This is a genomic window from Acinetobacter sp. ANC_7511 (assembly GCF_056779975.1).
The window spans coordinates 36,998-55,727 of the sequence record NZ_JBWYIY010000013.1; the positions used below are offsets into that span (position 1 = coordinate 36,998).

32 protein-coding genes and 1 pseudogene are annotated in these 18,730 nt (G+C 41.5%); 1 reads left to right on the plus strand and 32 read right to left on the minus strand.

Translation table 11 applies throughout. The annotated features are described in order from the left end of the window. Positions 1–330: 330 nt before the first annotated feature. Both AC1M9L_RS10100 and AC1M9L_RS10105 read right to left on the minus strand, forming a co-directional pair. Positions 331–645, minus strand: coding sequence for a hypothetical protein (locus tag AC1M9L_RS10100; RefSeq protein ID WP_481592038.1), 315 nt, complete (start codon positions 643–645; stop codon positions 331–333). Between the two features lie 61 nt (positions 646–706). Then, positions 707–967, minus strand: a complete 261-nt coding sequence (locus AC1M9L_RS10105) for an FAD assembly factor SdhE (protein ID WP_035265169.1) — start codon at positions 965–967, stop codon at positions 707–709. Between the two features lie 179 nt (positions 968–1,146). On the opposite strand from AC1M9L_RS10105, the gene AC1M9L_RS10110 reads away from it, so the two are divergent. Then, positions 1,147–2,319 carry an acyl-CoA dehydrogenase family protein gene (locus AC1M9L_RS10110; RefSeq protein ID WP_035265167.1) on the plus strand — a complete coding sequence of 391 codons (1,173 nt, stop codon included), beginning with the start codon at positions 1,147–1,149 and terminating at the stop codon, positions 2,317–2,319. A gap of 48 nt (positions 2,320–2,367) precedes the next feature. On the opposite strand, the gene AC1M9L_RS10115 is transcribed toward AC1M9L_RS10110, so the two are convergent. From AC1M9L_RS10115 to AC1M9L_RS10260, 30 genes and pseudogenes are all read right to left on the minus strand, one after another. Next, a complete protein-coding gene (locus AC1M9L_RS10115; RefSeq protein ID WP_481592039.1) occupies positions 2,368–3,858 on the minus strand; it encodes a flavin-containing monooxygenase in 1,491 nt (496 codons plus the stop codon). A 188-nt stretch (positions 3,859–4,046) separates the two neighbouring features. Then, positions 4,047–4,412, minus strand: coding sequence for a 50S ribosomal protein L17 (gene rplQ, locus AC1M9L_RS10120; protein ID WP_034587447.1), 366 nt, complete (start codon positions 4,410–4,412; stop codon positions 4,047–4,049). Between the two features lie 18 nt (positions 4,413–4,430). Then, positions 4,431–5,438, minus strand: a complete 1,008-nt coding sequence (locus tag AC1M9L_RS10125) for a DNA-directed RNA polymerase subunit alpha (protein WP_035265161.1) — start codon at positions 5,436–5,438, stop codon at positions 4,431–4,433. A gap of 17 nt (positions 5,439–5,455) precedes the next feature. After that, a complete protein-coding gene (rpsD, locus tag AC1M9L_RS10130; protein ID WP_035265160.1) occupies positions 5,456–6,082 on the minus strand; it encodes a 30S ribosomal protein S4 in 627 nt (208 codons plus the stop codon). Between the two features lie 12 nt (positions 6,083–6,094). Next, on the minus strand, positions 6,095–6,481 hold the full coding sequence (gene rpsK, locus AC1M9L_RS10135) for a 30S ribosomal protein S11 (protein WP_001040166.1): 387 nt from the start codon (positions 6,479–6,481) through the stop codon (positions 6,095–6,097). 19 nt (positions 6,482–6,500) lie between these two features. Continuing rightward, positions 6,501–6,857, minus strand: a complete 357-nt coding sequence (gene rpsM, locus AC1M9L_RS10140) for a 30S ribosomal protein S13 (protein WP_035265156.1) — start codon at positions 6,855–6,857, stop codon at positions 6,501–6,503. Positions 6,858–6,963: 106 nt separating this feature from the next. After that, on the minus strand, positions 6,964–7,080 hold the full coding sequence (gene rpmJ, locus AC1M9L_RS10145; protein ID WP_000867907.1) for a 50S ribosomal protein L36: 117 nt from the start codon (positions 7,078–7,080) through the stop codon (positions 6,964–6,966). Between the two features lie 20 nt (positions 7,081–7,100). After that, a complete protein-coding gene (gene secY, locus AC1M9L_RS10150; RefSeq protein WP_171076742.1) occupies positions 7,101–8,420 on the minus strand; it encodes a preprotein translocase subunit SecY in 1,320 nt (439 codons plus the stop codon). Between the two features lie 45 nt (positions 8,421–8,465). Next, positions 8,466–8,906, minus strand: a complete 441-nt coding sequence (gene rplO, locus AC1M9L_RS10155) for a 50S ribosomal protein L15 (protein WP_035265144.1) — start codon at positions 8,904–8,906, stop codon at positions 8,466–8,468. A gap of 3 nt (positions 8,907–8,909) precedes the next feature. Beyond that, positions 8,910–9,086, minus strand: a complete 177-nt coding sequence (rpmD, locus tag AC1M9L_RS10160; RefSeq protein ID WP_004786899.1) for a 50S ribosomal protein L30 — start codon at positions 9,084–9,086, stop codon at positions 8,910–8,912. Positions 9,087–9,092: 6 nt separating this feature from the next. After that, the gene (gene rpsE, locus AC1M9L_RS10165) at positions 9,093–9,590 is read right to left on the minus strand and encodes a 30S ribosomal protein S5 (RefSeq protein ID WP_035265141.1); all 498 of its coding nucleotides are present in this window, start codon (positions 9,588–9,590) and stop codon (positions 9,093–9,095) included. Positions 9,591–9,592: 2 nt separating this feature from the next. Continuing rightward, entirely contained in the window at positions 9,593–9,943 is a 351-nt protein-coding gene (rplR, locus tag AC1M9L_RS10170) for a 50S ribosomal protein L18 (RefSeq protein WP_035265138.1), read from the minus strand. A 14-nt stretch (positions 9,944–9,957) separates the two neighbouring features. Next, a complete protein-coding gene (rplF, locus tag AC1M9L_RS10175) occupies positions 9,958–10,491 on the minus strand; it encodes a 50S ribosomal protein L6 (protein WP_035265135.1) in 534 nt (177 codons plus the stop codon). Positions 10,492–10,504: 13 nt separating this feature from the next. Further along, the gene (gene rpsH / locus AC1M9L_RS10180; protein WP_035265132.1) at positions 10,505–10,900 is read right to left on the minus strand and encodes a 30S ribosomal protein S8; all 396 of its coding nucleotides are present in this window, start codon (positions 10,898–10,900) and stop codon (positions 10,505–10,507) included. Positions 10,901–10,912: 12 nt separating this feature from the next. After that, positions 10,913–11,218, minus strand: a complete 306-nt coding sequence (gene rpsN, locus AC1M9L_RS10185; protein ID WP_067731180.1) for a 30S ribosomal protein S14 — start codon at positions 11,216–11,218, stop codon at positions 10,913–10,915. A 9-nt stretch (positions 11,219–11,227) separates the two neighbouring features. Then, complete coding sequence (gene rplE, locus AC1M9L_RS10190) at positions 11,228–11,764, minus strand: 50S ribosomal protein L5 (protein ID WP_004809796.1); 537 nt, start codon at positions 11,762–11,764, stop codon at positions 11,228–11,230. A gap of 16 nt (positions 11,765–11,780) precedes the next feature. Next, positions 11,781–12,098 carry a 50S ribosomal protein L24 gene (gene rplX, locus AC1M9L_RS10195; RefSeq protein ID WP_035265122.1) on the minus strand — a complete coding sequence of 106 codons (318 nt, stop codon included), beginning with the start codon at positions 12,096–12,098 and terminating at the stop codon, positions 11,781–11,783. Positions 12,099–12,109: 11 nt separating this feature from the next. Beyond that, the gene (rplN, locus tag AC1M9L_RS10200; RefSeq protein WP_035265119.1) at positions 12,110–12,478 is read right to left on the minus strand and encodes a 50S ribosomal protein L14; all 369 of its coding nucleotides are present in this window, start codon (positions 12,476–12,478) and stop codon (positions 12,110–12,112) included. A gap of 91 nt (positions 12,479–12,569) precedes the next feature. Beyond that, positions 12,570–12,827 carry a 30S ribosomal protein S17 gene (gene rpsQ / locus AC1M9L_RS10205; RefSeq protein ID WP_004691314.1) on the minus strand — a complete coding sequence of 86 codons (258 nt, stop codon included), beginning with the start codon at positions 12,825–12,827 and terminating at the stop codon, positions 12,570–12,572. After that, positions 12,824–13,021, minus strand: a complete 198-nt coding sequence (gene rpmC / locus AC1M9L_RS10210; protein WP_035265113.1) for a 50S ribosomal protein L29 — start codon at positions 13,019–13,021, stop codon at positions 12,824–12,826. Before rpmC ends, rpsQ begins: the two co-directional genes overlap by 4 nt. Next, positions 13,021–13,434 (minus strand): 50S ribosomal protein L16, encoded by a 414-nt coding sequence (gene rplP, locus AC1M9L_RS10215; protein WP_035265110.1) that lies wholly within the window; start codon positions 13,432–13,434, stop codon positions 13,021–13,023. The genes rpmC and rplP overlap by 1 nt, the downstream gene beginning before the upstream one ends. Further along, positions 13,374–14,190 (minus strand): annotated as a pseudogene (gene rpsC / locus AC1M9L_RS10220) (30S ribosomal protein S3). Before rpsC ends, rplP begins: the two are co-directional and overlap by 61 nt. 1 nt (position 14,191) lies before the next feature. Continuing rightward, positions 14,192–14,521, minus strand: a complete 330-nt coding sequence (rplV, locus tag AC1M9L_RS10225; protein WP_035265103.1) for a 50S ribosomal protein L22 — start codon at positions 14,519–14,521, stop codon at positions 14,192–14,194. A gap of 11 nt (positions 14,522–14,532) precedes the next feature. After that, positions 14,533–14,808 (minus strand): 30S ribosomal protein S19, encoded by a 276-nt coding sequence (rpsS, locus tag AC1M9L_RS10230; protein ID WP_004281508.1) that lies wholly within the window; start codon positions 14,806–14,808, stop codon positions 14,533–14,535. A gap of 19 nt (positions 14,809–14,827) precedes the next feature. Further along, positions 14,828–15,652, minus strand: a complete 825-nt coding sequence (gene rplB / locus AC1M9L_RS10235) for a 50S ribosomal protein L2 (RefSeq protein WP_035265099.1) — start codon at positions 15,650–15,652, stop codon at positions 14,828–14,830. Positions 15,653–15,663: 11 nt separating this feature from the next. Next, positions 15,664–15,984 (minus strand): 50S ribosomal protein L23, encoded by a 321-nt coding sequence (gene rplW, locus AC1M9L_RS10240; RefSeq protein ID WP_035265097.1) that lies wholly within the window; start codon positions 15,982–15,984, stop codon positions 15,664–15,666. Continuing rightward, on the minus strand, positions 15,981–16,583 hold the full coding sequence (gene rplD, locus AC1M9L_RS10245) for a 50S ribosomal protein L4 (RefSeq protein WP_035265093.1): 603 nt from the start codon (positions 16,581–16,583) through the stop codon (positions 15,981–15,983). The genes rplW and rplD overlap by 4 nt, the downstream gene beginning before the upstream one ends. 11 nt (positions 16,584–16,594) lie before the next feature. Further along, complete coding sequence (gene rplC / locus AC1M9L_RS10250; protein ID WP_035265091.1) at positions 16,595–17,233, minus strand: 50S ribosomal protein L3; 639 nt, start codon at positions 17,231–17,233, stop codon at positions 16,595–16,597. A 59-nt stretch (positions 17,234–17,292) separates the two neighbouring features. Further along, the gene (rpsJ, locus tag AC1M9L_RS10255) at positions 17,293–17,604 is read right to left on the minus strand and encodes a 30S ribosomal protein S10 (RefSeq protein ID WP_004725677.1); all 312 of its coding nucleotides are present in this window, start codon (positions 17,602–17,604) and stop codon (positions 17,293–17,295) included. 235 nt (positions 17,605–17,839) lie between these two features. Further along, positions 17,840–18,598 carry a type 1 glutamine amidotransferase gene (locus AC1M9L_RS10260; protein WP_035265089.1) on the minus strand — a complete coding sequence of 253 codons (759 nt, stop codon included), beginning with the start codon at positions 18,596–18,598 and terminating at the stop codon, positions 17,840–17,842. Between the last annotated feature and the right edge of the window lie 132 nt (positions 18,599–18,730).

Consider the following 18,730-nt stretch of genomic DNA (forward strand, 5'->3'; position numbering starts at 1 on the left):
TGGTAAACTCAAGAGAGTTTATTTTGTTCGTTGTTGTGGTGTTCAATTCGTTCCTTCAGCACAGTTCCTAGTCTTCCAATTATAATTGCCATAACAGCAGCAACCACTAGAAACAACCACATATGAATTTCGCTCATTTTGAAATTCCTCATTAGCTGTTGGTATATTTAATGTACTTTAGAAATTTAGATTTCATCGTATTTTTGTCTAACAATTTGATTTTCTTTCATTTTCGTCAAACAATTCATTTTTTGTTCATACTATACGTTTTTAAATAATTGTTTTTTATTATGTTTTAAATTTTAAAATAAAGCACTTTTTGTCTAACAATTAGCCAAAATTTGCATGAGTAATCAAGCTTTTCCATTGTTTTTCATCTATTTGATCTCTCCAAATCACCAAAGAATCTAATTTCTTTTCGTTAAAACTGAGTACCACCAAGTAATGAAAATGAAAAACTCGAGTCAGTTTTGCTTGGTATATTTTTGGATTTGAAGTCATTTGAATCGACCATAAATCTTTGTCTAGTTTTTGTAATTCACTTAATTGTGGTTTTTTTCTAAAACTCCACCAGATAATCAGTATAAATATAATACTGCTTAAAGCATAAATGAGCTCAATACTGATTAATAAAGTAATACTCATGATGAACATAAAGAAAGCGTGAAACACAGCTGAATAAAGGCTGTGTTTCAGTGAATAACGCTCATGGATTATGGACATAATCTTTTAATTTTTGAATAAATTGGCGCAATTCAGGTCGAGGTGGTTCAGAAACCTCCATAAACCAATCCAATAAATCAGGATCTTCTTGCTCAACCAATTCAGCAAACATTGCTTTCTCTTCAGGTTCAGCTTGCAAATAGTATTGCTTTACATAAGGATCAAAATACACGTCAATTTCTTTTAACCCACGACGTGCGCGATAGATAACTTTACGCTCTTCAAGCGTTAATTCATCGTACATTTTTATCCCCTAATCTGTGTTCATTCCATTTTAACTGAAGCCATGAGCTTTGTGTTTTAAAAATATCAATTGACCAAATTCATCAGCATTTCTTGTGTTTTGAGCATTCAACACATTGCACCAATGTTCAGGCTCTCTTATGTTGTGGCTAATCTAATAACACTTATGGAAATATAAATATGCAATCAGGCGCAATTCGACCAATTCCTAATATGTTGCCTCGAAAATTATTCAATGCAGAACATGAAGCCTTTCGTGATACTGTCCGAAAATTCTATGAAAAAGAAGTCGTTCCAAATATTGCCAAATACGAAGAACAACAACATGTAGATCGTGACTTATGGAATAAAGCGGGTGAAATGGGTCTATTGTGCACCACAATGCCTGAAGAATATGGTGGATATGGTGTAGATCGACTCTACAGTATGATCCTCATTGAAGAACAAGCTTATGCAATGGATTCATCAACTGGTTTTTCATTGCATTCGGATATTGTTGCGAACTACCTGAATAATTTTGCCAACGAAGAGCAGAAGAAAAAATGGCTCCCTAAAATGGCTTCTGGCGAAGTTGTCACTGCCATTGCGATGACGGAGCCTGGTACAGGTTCAGACTTACAAGCTGTACGAACTTCTGCAGTTTTAGATGGCGATGAATATGTCATCAATGGTTCTAAAATTTTTATTACCAATGGTTATCTATGTGACATGGCGATTGTTGTGTGCAAGACAGGTAATAGTGATAAAGGTTCAGCCAACTTATCGCTTATCATTGTCGAAGCTGATCGAGCAGGATTCACCAAAGGTAAACCACTCAATAAAATTGGTATGAAAGGACAAGATACTTGCGAATTGTTCTTTGATAATGTTCGTGTACCAAAGGAAAATTTAATTGGTATGGAAGGCATGGGCTTCATCATGCTTATGAAAGAACTCGCATGGGAACGTATGCTTGTTGCGATTATCTGCCAAGCAGGTGCAGAAGCTGCCTTTGCGCACACAGTACAATATACAAAAGATCGTAAAGCATTTGGCAAGCCAATTGGTGCATTTCAAAATACACGTTTTAAGCTAGCAGAACTTCGAACTGAAATAGACTTCTGTCGTTCTTATTTAGATCGTTGTATGGAATTACAACTTGAGGGTACGTTAGGTGTAGATGCGGCCGCAGCTGCAAAATATAAAATTTCTGATATGTTCTCTAAAGTCGTCGATGAATGCTTGCAGTTACATGGTGGCTATGGCTTCATGCTTGAATACCCTATTGCACGCGCATATATTGATAACCGTGCAAATCGTATATATGCAGGCACCAATGAAATCATGAAAGAACTCATATCACGTTCTTTATAAATAGAAAAAGGAAGCTTTCGCTTCCTTTTTTATTTTAATAGCTATTCATTAAGATACTAATTTAGGCTTTTTTACAGACTGTGCGGGAGCCTTCGAAAATTTTAAAATACCATCGTTAAAAGTCGCATTTTTGAGATCTTTACGATCAGCTAAATAGTTATGCGTTGCCATCCAAGGTGCCTTAGTACCTTGTTTTGGAAGTTGATCAGCCGCTCGCGCGATATAACCTGATGACATTTCACCCATAACTGTTTCATCGAGCATTGCAGAATGGTCAGTTGGTGCGACAACTTCATCATAACCGTTCTGATCCATATATTTGAATAAACGGCAAATATAATCAGCAACGACATCTACTTTTAAGGTCCATGACGCGTTCACATAACCAATAACCATCGCCATATTTGGTACATCACTTACCATCACACCATTATAAAGCATATGTTCGCTAGTGTTGATCGGCTGACCATCAACAGTCGCTTTGATACCGCCCATAATTTGAATTTCTAGACCAGTTGCAGAAACAATGATATCTGCATCTAAGTGTTTACCAGATTTTAATTGAATACCATTTTCAGTGAAGGATTCAATATGATCTGTTTCAACACTTGCTTTACCACTACGTAAAATTTTGAATAAATCACCGTCTGGCACTACACATAAACGTTGATCCCAAGGATTGTAACTTGGGGTAAAGTGCTTCATATCCACTTTACCTTTCAACTGCATTTCAATAGATTTAAGAAGTAACTTGCGAACCAATTGAGGTTGTTTTTTTGACAAAGCAAAAATCGCACGTTGCATTCCGATATTACGAGCACGCGTGAACTTATATGCCATGTCCTCTGTCATAAATTTACGTGTTTTGTCATAAACAAAATCAATCGAAGGAATTGAAGCAATATACGTTGGTGAACGTTGTAACATTGTTACATGCCCAGCCCCACCTTTTGCCATTGCTGGTACTAAAGTGATTGCAGTTGCTCCACTACCAATGATAACTACTTTCTTACCGGTATAATCTAAATTTTCAGGCCAAAATTGTGGATGAATCAATTGACCTTTAAATTTATCTTGATTTGGAAAATCAGGTTGGAAACCTTGATCGTAGTTATAATAGCCTGTACATCCTAAGACGAAATTAGCTTGCCAAGTTTGTTTCTTTTCATTTTGATCTTGGATTTCTACAATCCATTTTTTAATTGAAGTATCGTAATTCGCTGAAAGTACACGATGTTCAAAATGAATTTTTTCTTTAATATTGTACTCACTAACAACTTCGCCCAAGTAACCTTTAATCGAAGCGCCATCTGCAAGCACATTCGCTTTACGCCACGGCTTAAAATTGTAGCCAAAAGTAGACATATCTGAGTCGGAGCGAATACCTGGGTATTTAAACAAATCCCAAGTTCCACCGAAACTTTTACGACGTTCGAGTATTTCAAATTTACGGTTCGGATTATTTTTAATTAAATGTGCTGCAATTCCAATTCCAGAGATACCAGCACCAACAATAAGAATATCGACTTGCTTATCCATTTCTTTTATTAACCTTTTTATAAGAACATTTTTATTAAAACATATTTTTGACAATACACAATGTCAAGTTTGACTAAAAGTTGCAAAAAACATATCAATTGAGGTCAAGTAATGCCAATTGTTAGACAAAAAAAGGCCGGTTTATTCAACCGACCTTTTTTGAACAACTTGCGATGTTCTACACGAAATTATTTAACTTCGCGATCTACTAGCTCAACGTAAGCCATCGGTGCAGCATCACCTGCACGGAAGCCCGCTTTAAGAACACGTAGATAACCGCCGTTACGTTCTTTGTAACGAGGGCCAAGAACGGTAAATAATTTACCAACAGTTGCTGCTGAACGAGTACGAGCAAACGCTAAACGACGGTTTGCTACTGTATCGACTTTAGCTAAAGTGATTAAAGGCTCAGCTACACGACGTAACTCTTTTGCTTTAGGCACAGTTGTTTTGATCAACTCGTGTTCAAACAAAGAATTAGCCATGTTTTGGAACATCGCTTTACGATGACTGCTTGTACGGCCTAATTTCACACCACTATTACGATGACGCATGGTGATAGTCCTACTTAATTAACGACTACGATAGGCAAAACGATCGTCCATACGTAAACTAGCTGGTGGCCAGTTTTCTAAACGCATGCCGAGTTGTAAGCCTTTTGAAGCCAGAACATCTTTGATCTCAGTCAACGATTTTTTACCTAAGTTAGGAGTTTTTAACAACTCAACCTCAGTACGTTGAACAAGATCACCAATGTAGTAAATATTTTCTGCTTTCAAACAGTTAGCAGAACGAACAGTAAGCTCTAGATCATCTACTGGACGAAGCAAGATTGGGTCAACTTCTTCACGAGGTTCTTGAGCAACTGGAGCTTGATCTTTCTGAAGATCAACAAAGATTGCAATTTGTTGTTGCAAGATTGTTGCCGCTTTACGGATCGCTTCTTCAGGATCAACAGTCCCGTTTGTTTCAAGATCAATGACCAACTTGTCAAGGTCTGTACGTTGTTCTACACGAGCATTTTCAACTGTGTAAGAAACACGTTTAATCGGGCTATAAGACGCATCTAATTGTAAACGTCCCACTGGGCGAGTTTCACCTTCTGGGAAGCGAGAATCAGAAGTCTCATAACCACGACCTTGAACAACTTTCAAGCGCATTTTCAATGAGCCTGAAGCACTTAACGTGCCGATCAAATGTTCAGGGTTAACCACTTCGACATTGTGAGGTAAACGAAGATCAGCGGCAGTTACATCGCCAGGTCCTTGTTTCTCTAATGTCAAATATGCTTCATTTTGATCGAACAGCTTAATAGACAATCCTTTAAGGTTCAGCAAGAGCTCGACGATGTCCTGCTGCAAGCCTTCTAAAGTACTGTACTCGTGCTCGACGCCTTCAATCTCAACTTCAACCACAGCAGCGCCAGGTAAAGATGATAAAAGAATGCGACGTAAAGCATTACCTAGAGTATGACCAAAGCCACGCTCTAAAGGTTCTAGAATCACTTTTGCCGAGGTCCCGCTTGCCGCTTCGACCTTGATCGCTTGCGGAGTTAGAAACTCGTTTGCAGTACGCGTCATTATTGCTACCTCAAGGATTATTTAGAATACAATTCAACAATCAAGCTTTCGTTGATTTCAGCAGGTAAATCAGAACGATCAGGTGCAGATTTGAATGTACCTTCTAATTTAGAATGGTCAACTTCCATCCAAGAAGGAGTTCCACGTTGAGCAGCCAATTCAATTGCGTTTTTAATACGTAATTGTTGTTTAGCGCCTTCGTGTACTGCAATCACGTCACCAGCTTTAACTTGGATTGACGCGATGTTAACACGACGACCATTTAAAGTGATTGAACGGTGAGATACAAGCTGACGAGCTTCTGCACGTGTAGAACCAAAGCCCATACGATAAACAACGTTATCTAAACGGCTTTCAAGCAATTTCAACAAGTTTTCACCTGTTGCGCCTTTAACACGAGCAGCTTCTTTATAGTAGTTACTAAATTGACGTTCTAAAACACCGTACATACGACGTACTTTTTGTTTTTCACGTAATTGTAGTGAGTACTCTGATTGTTTACCACCACGAGCTCCACCATGTTGGCCAGGAGCTTTAGCATGTTTTTTTGTCTTAACATCAAACGGTTTAACGCCTGATTTAAGTTGCAGGTCTGTCCCTTCGCGGCGAGAGAGTTTGCATTTTGGACCAATATAACGAGCCATGAATGTTTCTCCTTACACGCGACGTTTTTTAGGTGGACGGCAACCGTTGTGAGGAATTGGAGTCACATCGGTAATGCTATTAATTTTATAACCCACTGCACCTAAAGCACGAACCGCAGATTCACGACCTGGACCAGGACCTTTAACAAGGACGTCCAAGTTTTTCAAACCGTAATCTAAAGCAGCTTTACCAGCAACTTCAGCAGCTACCTGAGCAGCAAACGGAGTTGATTTACGTGATCCACGGAAGCCTTGTCCACCTGAAGTGGCCCAAGCCAGTGCATTACCTTGACGATCGGTAATAGTCACAATGGTGTTATTAAAAGAAGCGTGAATGTGTGCAACACCTTCAGAGACGGTACGAGTGACCTTCTTGCGTGTGCGAGTATCTTTAGCCATCTTTTAGCTTCCAGAAATCTTATTTCTTAATAGGTTTGCGCGGACCTTTACGGGTACGTGCGTTAGTTTTGGTGCGTTGTCCGCGGACAGGCAAGCTGCGACGATGACGAAGACCGCGGTAGCAGCCTAAATCCATTAAACGTTTAATGTTCATGGAAATTTCGCGACGTAAGTCACCTTCGGTCGGAACCTTAGCAACTTCTGCACGAATCGCATCAAGCTGAGCGTCATCTAATTCACGGATCTTAGTAGTTGGTGCAATACCAGTTGCAGCTAAGATTTGCTTAGCAGTATGGCGACCAATACCAAAGATATACGTAAGAGAGATAACAGCATGCTTGTTATCCGGAATGTTTACACCGGCAATACGAGCCATTCACTTTCTCCAAAAAGGCGGTAGAGATAATCAACCGCCCCACAAAATCTTTGAGGGGCGGATAATAACCTAATTAGCCTACTGAAATCAACAGGTCTTGATCAGATTAACCTTGACGCTGCTTATGACGAGGTTCAGCGCTACAAATCACGCGGATTACCCCATTACGACGGATAACTTTACAGCTACCACAAATTTTCTTTACAGAAGCTTGAACTTTCATGATGAAACCTCTAAGTGCGCTTATCCCTTAGGATGAGCAGTCGTTTTACTCATTAGTGTTTGATTATCATATTGGCGCGATGTGAGGTGTGCCTGTAGCTGAGCCATAAAGTCCATAACTACAACAACCACGATCAACAGCGATGTACCACCCAAATGGAATGGAATACCAAAAGAACTTTGAAGTACCATCGGCATTAAACATACAACAGTGATATAAATCGAACCGATAAATGTTAAACGACTAAGAATATGATCTAAATAACGAGCAGTTTGCTCACCTGGGCGGATACCAGGTACATAAGCTCCACTACGCTTTAAGTTTTCTGATACTTCTTTAGGACTGAAAACTAGTGCCGTATAAAAATAACAGAAGAAAATAATAAGCGCACCGAATAGCACCAAATATAATGGTTGTCCAGGCGATAAAACTAATGCCAAATCTTGTAGTGTACGCTTAACGATCCCTGCATTAGGATCAGAACTACCTAACCATTGACCTAAACTTGCAGGAAACAGCAATAACGAACTTGCGAAAATTGCTGGAATAACACCTGCCATGTTGATTTTTAATGGTAAGTGAGTCTGCTGTGCAGTAAATACTCGGCGACCTTGCTGCTTTTGAGCATAGTTAACAGGTATACGACGTTGTGCTTTTTCAATAAACACAATCGCAGCTAAAACAGCTAAAGACAATAAGCCAAATATAGCAATACCAATTAAGCTTGATTGACCATTTTCCACTAGGGTAAATGATTGCACAACCATACTTGGTAAACCAGCAACAATACCTGCAAAGATGATCATAGAGATCCCATTACCAACACCACGTTCGGTAATTTGCTCTCCCAACCACATTAAGAACATGGTACCTGCAACTAACGACGTTAATGCAGGAATATAGAATGCTAAACCTGAAGTAAAGGTAATCCCTTGACTGATCAGACCCGCACACATACCAATACCTTGTACAATTGCAAGGAATAATGTGCCGTAACGCGTATATTGGTTAATCTTACGCTTGCCCTGCTCGCCTTCTTTTTTCAATGCTTCCAGCGAAGGAACAACCGTTGACATTAACTGCACGATAATCGATGCAGAAATATACGGCATGATCCCCAACGCAAGAATGGACATTCGTTCCAATGCCCCGCCTGAGAACATATTAAACAAACCAAGGAAAGTACCCTGGTTTGCATTAAAGAAACGTTCTAAAGCGACATTATCAATACCTGGCAGCGGAATATGCGCTCCTAGTCGAAAGACCACCAAAGCACCAATTAAAAACATTAATCGGCGAATAATTTCACGATATTTCACGTGAAATGGTTGACCTTTCATCATGTGAACATGACCTGTAGAACTAGGAGACATAGACACTCGCGATTACTCCTCGACTTTACCGCCAGCAGCTTCAACAGCAGCTTTAGCGCCTTTAGTCAATGCAACACCTTGAACAGTGAATGCACGAGTGATTTCACCAGAAAGAACGATACGAGCACGAATCATATCTTTACGTACAACGTTCGCTGCTTTTAAAGTTTCAAGAGTAACGATATCGCCTTCAACTTTGTTAAGTTCAGACAAACGTACTTCAGCAGTTTTCAAAGCCAATTGGCTAGTGAAACCGAACTTAGGTAGACGACGATATAACGCAGTTTGACCACCCTCGAAACCTGGACGAGTACCACCGCTCTTACGTGAGTTTTGACCTTTGACACCACGGCCACCAGTCTTACCAACGCCAGAACCAATACCACGGCCTAAACGAAGGTTTTCACGCTTAGCACCTTCTGCAGGTGCAATTGTATTTAAACGCAGAGTCATGGCTTATTCCTCTACACTAACCATATAGTAAACTTGATTGATCATACCACGGTTAGAAGGAGTATCTTGAACTTCTACAGTGTGACCAATACGACGCAGACCTAAACCTTTAAGGCTAAGCTTGTGATTTTTCAAGCGATGCGATGCAGATTTAGTCTGGGTAACTTTAATCGTTTTCATGATTGATTACCCTTGAATTTGTGCTACTGAAAGACCACGTTTCGCAGCAACTTTCTCAGGAGAAGTCATATCACGCAGACCATTAAAAGTCGCGTTTACTACGTTCGCAGCGTTAGTAGAACCATAACATTTAGTTAATACGTTACGTACACCAACAGCTTCTAAAACAGCACGCATAGCGCCACCAGCAATTACACCAGTACCTTCAGAAGCAGGTTGCATGTAAACACGGCTAGCACCGTGACGAGCGTTGATAGGGTGCTGAACAGTACCATCAACAAGTTCAACAGTAATCATGTTGCGACGAGCAGCTTCAAGTGCTTTAGAAATAGCAGCTGGAACTTCACGAGCTTTACCACGACCAAAACCTACGCGACCATTACCATCACCCACAACAGTTAATGCTGTGAAAGAGAAGATACGACCACCCTTAACAACTTTGGCTACACGATCAACGGCAACCAGCTTTTCAACAAGACCTTCGTTTTGTTCAACTTTAGCCATGATTAGAACTCCAAGCCGTTTTCACGAGCAGCATCAGCCAAGGCTTTGATACGACCATGATATTTGAAACCAGAACGGTCAAATGCAACTTTAGTTACGCCAGCTGCTTTAGCACGTTCAGCGATTAAAGCACCAACTTTAGTAGCTGCTTCAACGTTACCTGTAGTACCACTACGTAACGTAGCATCTAAAGTAGAAGCTTGCGCTAATACTTTGCCACCATCTGCTGAGATTACTTGAGCATAGATGTGACGCGGAGTGCGGTTTACACACAAACGAGTCGCACCCAATGCACGGATGTGCAAGCGTGTGCTTTTCGCACGACGCAAACGGGTTTGTTTCTTTTCGTTCATAAGAACCTCGCGCCTTATTTCTTCTTAGCTTCTTTACGAAGTACAACTTCATCAGAATAACGAACACCTTTACCTTTATATGGCTCTGGTGGACGGTAACCACGGATATCTGCAGCAACTTGACCTAAAGCTGCTTTATCAGCAGATTTAAGCACGATTTCAGTAGCTGTAGGAGTTTCAGCAGTTACACCTTCAGGAAGGTTGTAATCGATCGGGTGAGAGAAACCTAGGTTAAGGTGAACTGTGTTCCCTTTAACCGCAGCTTTATAACCAACACCGATAAGTTGTAACTTACGTTCGAAACCTTCGCTAACACCTTTAACAAGGTTGTTAAGCACAGCGCGAGCAGTACCAGCTTGCATCCAAGCATCTTTAGATTCAGCTTTAGGAGCAACAGCTAGAATACCGTCTTCCTGTTTTAGCTCGACCAGCGCATGCAGGTTGAAAGACAAAGTACCTTTGCTGCCTTTCACTTCGACCTGCCGGCCGTTCTGAGTAACTGTTACACCGTTAGGTACAGTTACTGGGGCTTTAGCCACACGAGACATGAGGAATCACCTATTAAGAAACAAAAGCAATAACTTCACCACCGATACCTGCAGCACGTGCAGCGCGATCAGTCATGATGCCTTTGCTTGTAGAAACAATTGCAATACCTAAACCTTGCTTAACGCTTGGAAGGTTATCTTTACCGCGATATTGACGTAAACCTGGACGGCTAACGCGCTTCACAGTTTCAATAACTGGTTTGCCTTCGAAATATTTTAAAGTCAAAGTAAGTGTTGGTTTGCCTTCAGCATCCGCAACAGCTACGTCAGCGATATAACCTTCTTGTTGAAGAACGTTAGCAATCGCAACTTTTAACTTTGAGTTTGGCATAGAAACAGTTTGTTTCTTCGCCATTTGTGCGTTACGAACACGTGTTAACATGTCGGCAACGGTATCTTGCATACTCATTTATAGTGCTCCTTACCAGCTTGCCTTAACAACGCCCGGTACATCACCTTGCATTACTGTGTCACGTAATTTGTTACGGCTTAAACCGAACTTACGGAAGTAACCATGAGGACGACCAGTTAAACCACAACGGTTACGAAGACGTACTGGAGATGCATTACGTGGTAATGCTTGTAACTTCATCATCGCTTCGAAACGCTCTTCGTCGCTTGCATTTACGTTTGCAATAACAGCTTTTAATTCAGCACGTTTTGCAGCGTATTTAGCAACAGTAGCTTCGCGTTTCAATTCGCGATTAATCATACCTTTCTTAGCCATATCGACCTCTTATTTGAACGGGAAGCCGAATGCACGCATAAGCGCACGGCCTTCGTCATCGGTGCGAGCAGTCGTAGTGATGGTAATATCCATACCACGAATACGGTCAATCTTATCAAAATCGATCTCAGGGAACATGATCTGTTCTTTAAGACCCATAGAGTAGTTACCACGACCGTCAAATGATTTCGCAGAGAAACCACGGAAGTCACGGATACGAGGGATCGCGATAGAGATCAAACGGTCTAAGAATTCGTACATGCGTTCGCCGCGTAAAGTAACTTTACAACCAATCGGCCAACCATCACGGATTTTGAAACCAGCGATAGATTTACGAGCTAACGTAAGAACTGGTTTTTGACCAGCGATAGCTTGCATATCAGAAAGAGCACCATCAAGGAGTTTTTTGTCAGCAGCTGCTGCACCAACACCCATATTGATCGTGATTTTAGTGATGCGAGGGATCTCCATCACATTCTTAACGCCCAATTGTTCTTGTAATTGAGCTTTAAGTTCGTCGTTGTAACGCGCTTTAAGTCTGGCCATTGCCTATTTCAACCTATTACTTCGCTACCGCCACTGATTCACCATTTGATTTGTAAACGCGAGTTTTCACGCCATCAATCACTTGGTAACCAACACGGTCAGCCTTTTGGGTTGTAGCATTAAAAATTGCCACGTTAGAGATATGAAGCAAAGCTTCTTGTGTAACGATAGCGCCTTCAGCACCTGTTGCACGGTTAGGCTTTTGATGCTTCTTAACTAAGTTAAGACCTTCAACCTTAACTCGGTCATTAGAAACAGACAAAACAGTACCTTGTTTGCCTTTTTCTTTACCTGCGATCACGATTACTTGATCGCCTTTTTTAATCTTAGCCATGATTGCCTCTATTATAGAACTTCAGGAGCCAATGAAATGATTTTCATGAACTGTTCAGTACGAAGTTCACGAGTCACTGGTCCGAAAATACGAGTAGCAATCGGAGCTTTGTTGTTGTTCAAAATAACAGCAGCGTTATCATCGAAACGAATAACAGAACCATCTGGACGACGGATACCGAATTTTGTACGTACAACTACTGCATTCATTACGTCGCCTTTTTTAACACGGCCACGTGGAATTGCTTCTTTTACAGTAACTTTAATAATGTCGCCAACTGAAGCATAACGACGATGTGAACCACCAAGTACTTTAATACATTGTACGCGGCGAGCACCACTGTTGTCTGCTACGTCGAGCATAGTTTCGGTCTGAATCATTGCCCTACTCCAAAACCGAGCATCACCGGTCACAATTTCGAAAGGCTCAAAGAGTACTCGAAATTGACCGATGATGCAACAAGAACGTTATTTACTCAGCAGCTGCTTCAACAACTTCAACTAAAGTCCAAGACTTAGTTTTAGAAATTGGGCGGCTTTCTTTGATAGTTACAACATCGCCAGTTTTAGCAGTGTTGTTCTCATCATGAGCGTGTAATTTTGTTGAACGGCGGATTGATTTGCCATACAACGGGTGTTGAACGCGGCGTTCGATAAGAACAACGATAGACTTGTCCATCTTGTCGCTTACTACTTTGCCTGTTAACGTGCGAACTGTTTGCTCACTCATTGTGCGTTCCCCTGTTTTTCGGTAAGGAGGGTCTTGATGCGAGCAATAGTTTTACGAGTTAATTGCACTTCGTGCGATTTACCCAATTGACCAGTTGCTTTAGCCATGCGAAGACGGAATTGGTTCAACTGTTGCTCATCAAGCAAAGCTGTCAATTCTTCTACCGACTTTTCACGTAGATCTTTAGTTTTCATTACATTACCGTCCGAGTCACGATAGTGGTTTTAAACGGAAGTTTAGCAGCAGCAAGCGTAAATGCTTCACGCGCTAATTCTTCGTTCACACCTTCCATTTCGTACAGGATCTTACCTGGTTTGATTTCACAAACCCAATATTCCACAGAACCTTTACCTTTACCCATACGAACTTCTAATGGTTTTTCAGTAATTGGTTTGTCCGGGAATACACGGATAAAGATCTTACCACCACGTTTTACACGACGGCTGATTGTACGACGCGCTGCTTCAATTTGACGCGCAGTCATGCGACCACGTTCAACTGATTTAAGTGCGATAGTACCAAAAGATACTGTGCTACCGCGATGTGCTAGACCAGTGTTACGGCCTTTTTGCACTTTACGGAATTTAGTACGTTTAGGTTGCAACATGGATTATTCTCCTTTTTCAGCAGAACGATCATTGCGACGACCACGACGCTCTTGACCTTCACCACGACCGCGACCACGTTTAGCTGGACGTTCTTCAGCTGGAGCTGGGTTCATGACTTGTTTCATGCCGCCCAAGATCTCACCACGGAAGATCCAAACTTTAACGCCGATCGTACCGTAAGTAGTTTCTGCGCGAACCGCTGAATAGTCGATGTCAGCACGAAGAGTATGTAGAGGTACACGACCTTCACGATACCATTCAGTACGTGCAATCTCTGCACCGCCTAAACGACCAGAAACTTCAACTTTGATACCTTTCGCACCAGCACGCATAGTGTTTTGAACCGCACGCTTCATAGCACGACGGAACATTACACGTTTTTCTAATTGAGAAGCAATTGCTTCACCAACTAGACGAGCGTCTAAATCTGGACGATCAATTTCGTTGATGCTTACTTGCGCTGGAACACCCATAATATTGGTAAGTTCGCGCTGTAATTTTTCAATGTCTTCGCCTTTTTTACCGATCACGATACCAGGACGAGCAGTGCTAATTGTTACTTTAGCAGCGCCTGTTGGACGTTCGATAAGAATATTGCTCACCATCGCATTCTTAAGTTTTTTGTTTAAAAACTCACGAACTTGAAGATCTTTAAGCAAGTATTCAGCGTATTGTTTCGGATTCGCATACCAGTTAGCGTTATGACGTTTCACAACACCTAGGCGGATACCGATTGGATGAACCTTCTGACCCATATCAAACCCCTACCTTAACGGTGATGTGACAAGTACGCTTAGTAATACGATCTGCACGGCCTTTAGCACGTGGCAAAATACGTTTAAGGCTCATGCCTTCATCAACGTAGATCGTAGAAACTTTAAGATCGTCTACATCTAAACTGTTATTATGTTCAGCGTTTGCAATCGCAGATTCCAACGCTTTCTTAACTAAAACTGCAGCTTTTTTGTTGCTGAAGTTTAGGATGTTAAGAGCGTGCGCAACAGATTTGCCGCGAATCAAGTCTGCAACCAAACGAGCTTTTTGTGCCGAGATAGCGGCACCGCGTAATTTAGCAGTTACTTCCATCATAGCACCTATTAACGTTTAGATTTCTTGTCAACACCGTGACCACGGTAAGTACGAGTCGGTGCAAATTCACCAAGCTTGTGACCAACCATATGTTCAGATACGATTACCGGAACATGGTTACGACCATTGTGTACAGAAATTGTTAAACCAACAAAATCCGGGAGGATCATCGAACGACGCGACCAAGTTTTGATCGGCTTACGGTTATTAGCCGCGATAGCCGCTTCAACCTTAGCGAACAAGTGCGCATCGACGAATGGGCCTTTTTTCAGAGAACGAGGCATTGTCAGATTCCTTTACTTGTTACTTAACGCGACGGTCGCGAATGATCATCTTAGTCGTACGCTTATTGGTACGTGTCTTGTACCCTTTAGCTTTTTGACCCCATGGGCTTACAGGTTGAATACCTTTGTTACGCCCTTCACCACCACCATGTGGGTGATCTACCGGGTTCATCGCCATACCACGAACGGTAGGACGAACACCACGCCAGCGTGAAGCACCAGCTTTACCTAGTGAACGTAAGTTGCTTTCTTGGTTAGAAACTTCACCAAGAACTGCGCGACATTCAACGTGTACTTTACGCATTTCGCCAGAACGTAGACGAATAATTGCGTAAGAACCGTCACGACCCAATAACTGAGCAGAAGCACCAGCAGAACGCACTAATTGAGCGCCTTTACCGATTTTAAGCTCGATATTGTGAAGAGTAGAACCGATAGGCATGTTACGAAGTGGTAAGCAGTTACCTGGACGAATTGGAGCATCGTTACCAGATTGAACTTTATCACCAGCACGTAGACCTTTAGGCGCAATGATATAACGACGCTCACCATCAGCATACAAAACTAATGCAATGTGTGCAGTACGGTTAGGATCGTATTCGATACGCTCTACAGTCGCAGGAATGCCATCTTTGTTACGTTTAAAGTCAACAATACGGTAATGTTGCTTGTGACCACCACCAACGTGACGTGTAGTAATGTGACCGTTGTTATTACGACCACCAGTACGTTTTTTAGCTTCTACCAACGGAGCATAAGGCGCACCTTTGTGAAGATGGTCGTGAACGACTTTCTCTACAAAGCGACGTCCTGGAGACGTTGGCTTACATTTTTGAATAGGCATAATTCTCGTCCTTATTCCGCTGTGCTTTCAGCGGTATCGCCCAAGTCAGCCATTTCTACATCTTGGCCAGCTTTCAGGGTGACGTATGCTTTTTTAACATCAGAACGACGTCCGATAGTTTTACCAAAGCGTTTAGTCTTACCTTTAGTGATAGTCGTGTTAACTTTAACAACTTCTACACCAAATAATTGTTCAACTGCTTTTTTGATTTCAAGTTTGTTTGCATCGATAGCAACTTTAAACACTTGAACACCAGCAGTTTCACCTAAAACTTGTGCTTTTTCTGAGAATACAGGTCCTTTTAGGACTTGATAGATACGTTCGTTGTTCATCCGAGTTCTACCTCAATTTTCTTAGCAGCAGCTACAGACATAACAACTTTATCGAACGCGATCAAGCTAACAGGATCGATAGCAGCAGCATCAACCACATCAACGTGTGGAAGGTTACGAGCAGCTAGATACAAGTTCTCATCAACAGCATCAGTAACGATTAATGCACGAGTAGCATTCAAGTCGTTAAGTTTTGCAAGCAATTCTTTAGTTTTTGGAGCAGCTACAGCAAACTCTTCAACTAAAACTAAGCGATCTTGACGAACAAGTTCAGCTAGGATGCATTGCATAGCACCGCGATACATTTTACGGTTTACTTTTTGAGACCAGTCTTGTGGACGAGCAGCAAAAGTTTTACCACCGCCAACCCAGATTGGGCTACGAATAGAACCAGCACGAGCGCGACCAGTACCTTTTTGACGGAATGGTTTTTTACCACCGCCAGAAACGTCTGCACGTGATTTCTGAGCTTTTGAACCTTGACGACCACCAGCTAAATAAGCTGTAACAACTTGGTGTACAAGAGCTTCATTGAATTCACGACCGAACGCAACTTCTGATAATTCAACAGCAGAGCCGGAAACAGTATTTAAATTCACGTTATTTCCCCTCAAGCCTTGATAGTAGGACGAACAGTTACGTCACCACCGGTAGCACCAGGAACCGCGCCTTTAACTACAAGAACTGAACGCTCTGTATCGATAGCAACGATTTCAAGACCCTGTGTAGTTACGCGTTCAGCACCTAAATGGCCAGCCATTTTTTTGCCTTTGAATACGCGACCAGGAGTCTGGTTTTGACCTGTAGAACCTAGAACACGGTGAGAAACAGAGTTACCGTGAGTAGCGTCTTGAGTACGGAAGTTCCAACGCTTAACACCACCTTGGAAACCTTTACCTTTAGACTGACCAGTTACGTCAACGATTTGACCCACTGTGAACAAATCTACACCGATAGTTCCACCAACTTCACGACCTTCAAGATCAGCTTCTGTAACACGGAACTCTTGAACTAAACGACCAGCAGCAACACCCGCTTTAGCGAAGTGACCTTTCTGAGCATTAGTAACGCGAGATTCGCGACGTTCACCAGTAGTGATTTGAATCGCTTGATAACCATCAGTTTCAAGCGTTTTGATTTGAGTGATGCGGTTAGGATCAACCTCAATCACTGTAACAGGTACAGAAACACCAGCATCTGTAAAGATACGTGTCATACCGCACTTGCGACCGACTAAACCAATAGCCATGTGCATAAACCTCTAAAAAAGCGGCTTAATTAACTTAGAGTGTTAATTAACCGAAAGCCTTAACCCAATGCGATCTGAACGTCTACACCAGCTGCAAGATCTAATTTCATCAATGCATCTACAGTTTTGTCTGTAGGTTGAACGATGTCGATCAAACGCTTGTAAGTGCGGATTTCATACTGATCACGCGCGTCTTTGTTAACGTGCGGTGAAGTTAGAACGTTAAAACGCTCGATGCGAGTTGGCATCGGGATTGGACCACAAACTTGTGCGCCAGTACGTTTTGCTGTTTCTACGATCTCTTGAGAAGATTGATCAATTAAACGGTGATCAAAAGACTTCAAACGGATACGGATTCTCTGGTTAGACATACCAGTAAACTCCAAGCCAAATATATAAAGAATCACCCATGACGCATCTCCCCCTGTCCGAAAACAAGGCAAGTGTCAGAGGCAGTGAAAATCACTAAGGTCGTGATCGATGCCACGACTGTAACGATCTAAACAACAATCAACGTTGTTTAGCCCTTAATATCAAAGGGTCGCCCATTATAACGATTGTTTAACTGTTAAGCAAACCTATTTATCATTTTTTCTCAATTTACGGTTAAGCGTTGGCGGCTTTCTTTTGTACACCCTGCCCGAACCCCAATACATAATTAATTGCATCGATCAGCAATTCATTCCCTTTTTGGAACCTCGTTTTTTTTGTTTGTTTTAAGGTATCTAAAGATTGTACATAAGCGCCAGAAAATACCTTCTCATGCTCTTCATTCTCAATATACATTTGTAAAACTTTCGGCGTTATTTCTGGATGAAACTGAAAACCCAGCACATTCTTTCCAATTTGGTACATTTGGTTTGCACACACATTATTTTCAGCCAGTCTGACGCCTCCTTTAGGAATCTCAAAAGTTTCACTGTGCCATTGCATTATTTCCAATTCTTTAGGTATTTCAAAGTAATCTGATAAACCATGTTGAGTTCTGAAGACATTAGTCCAACCTAACTCTTGTTGTTCATTTAAACGTACACTTGCTCCCAAAGCATTGGCTATAAGCTGACCTCCGAGACACAAACCAATTGCAGGCTTGCCCAGTGATAAATATCGACGGATCCATCTTTTTTCTATTTTTAGCCATGGATAATTTGCCTCATCATTTACACTCATTGCTCCACCCATGATGATGAGTAAATCAATATCTTCAATTGCTGGTAACGCCTCGATTTCTAATGCCATCTCAACAGGTAATGCAAAAAACTCCGTAGCACTAATTTGTGCTCCAATTGATTTTAAATATTCATAACAACTTCCGAACCCTTCACCAGCAATATGCTGAAAGTAATGCACTTTTAATGGCTTCATTTTCCAACCCGAACTTTTCTTATATTGCACTAGCAGTTGCAAAAATGAAGCCAACCTATAGGTTGTTAAATAATTTTAAACAAAGCACAGCTATGCAGTTTTTTAGTAGTATGTTTTGTTAGTTATAAAATG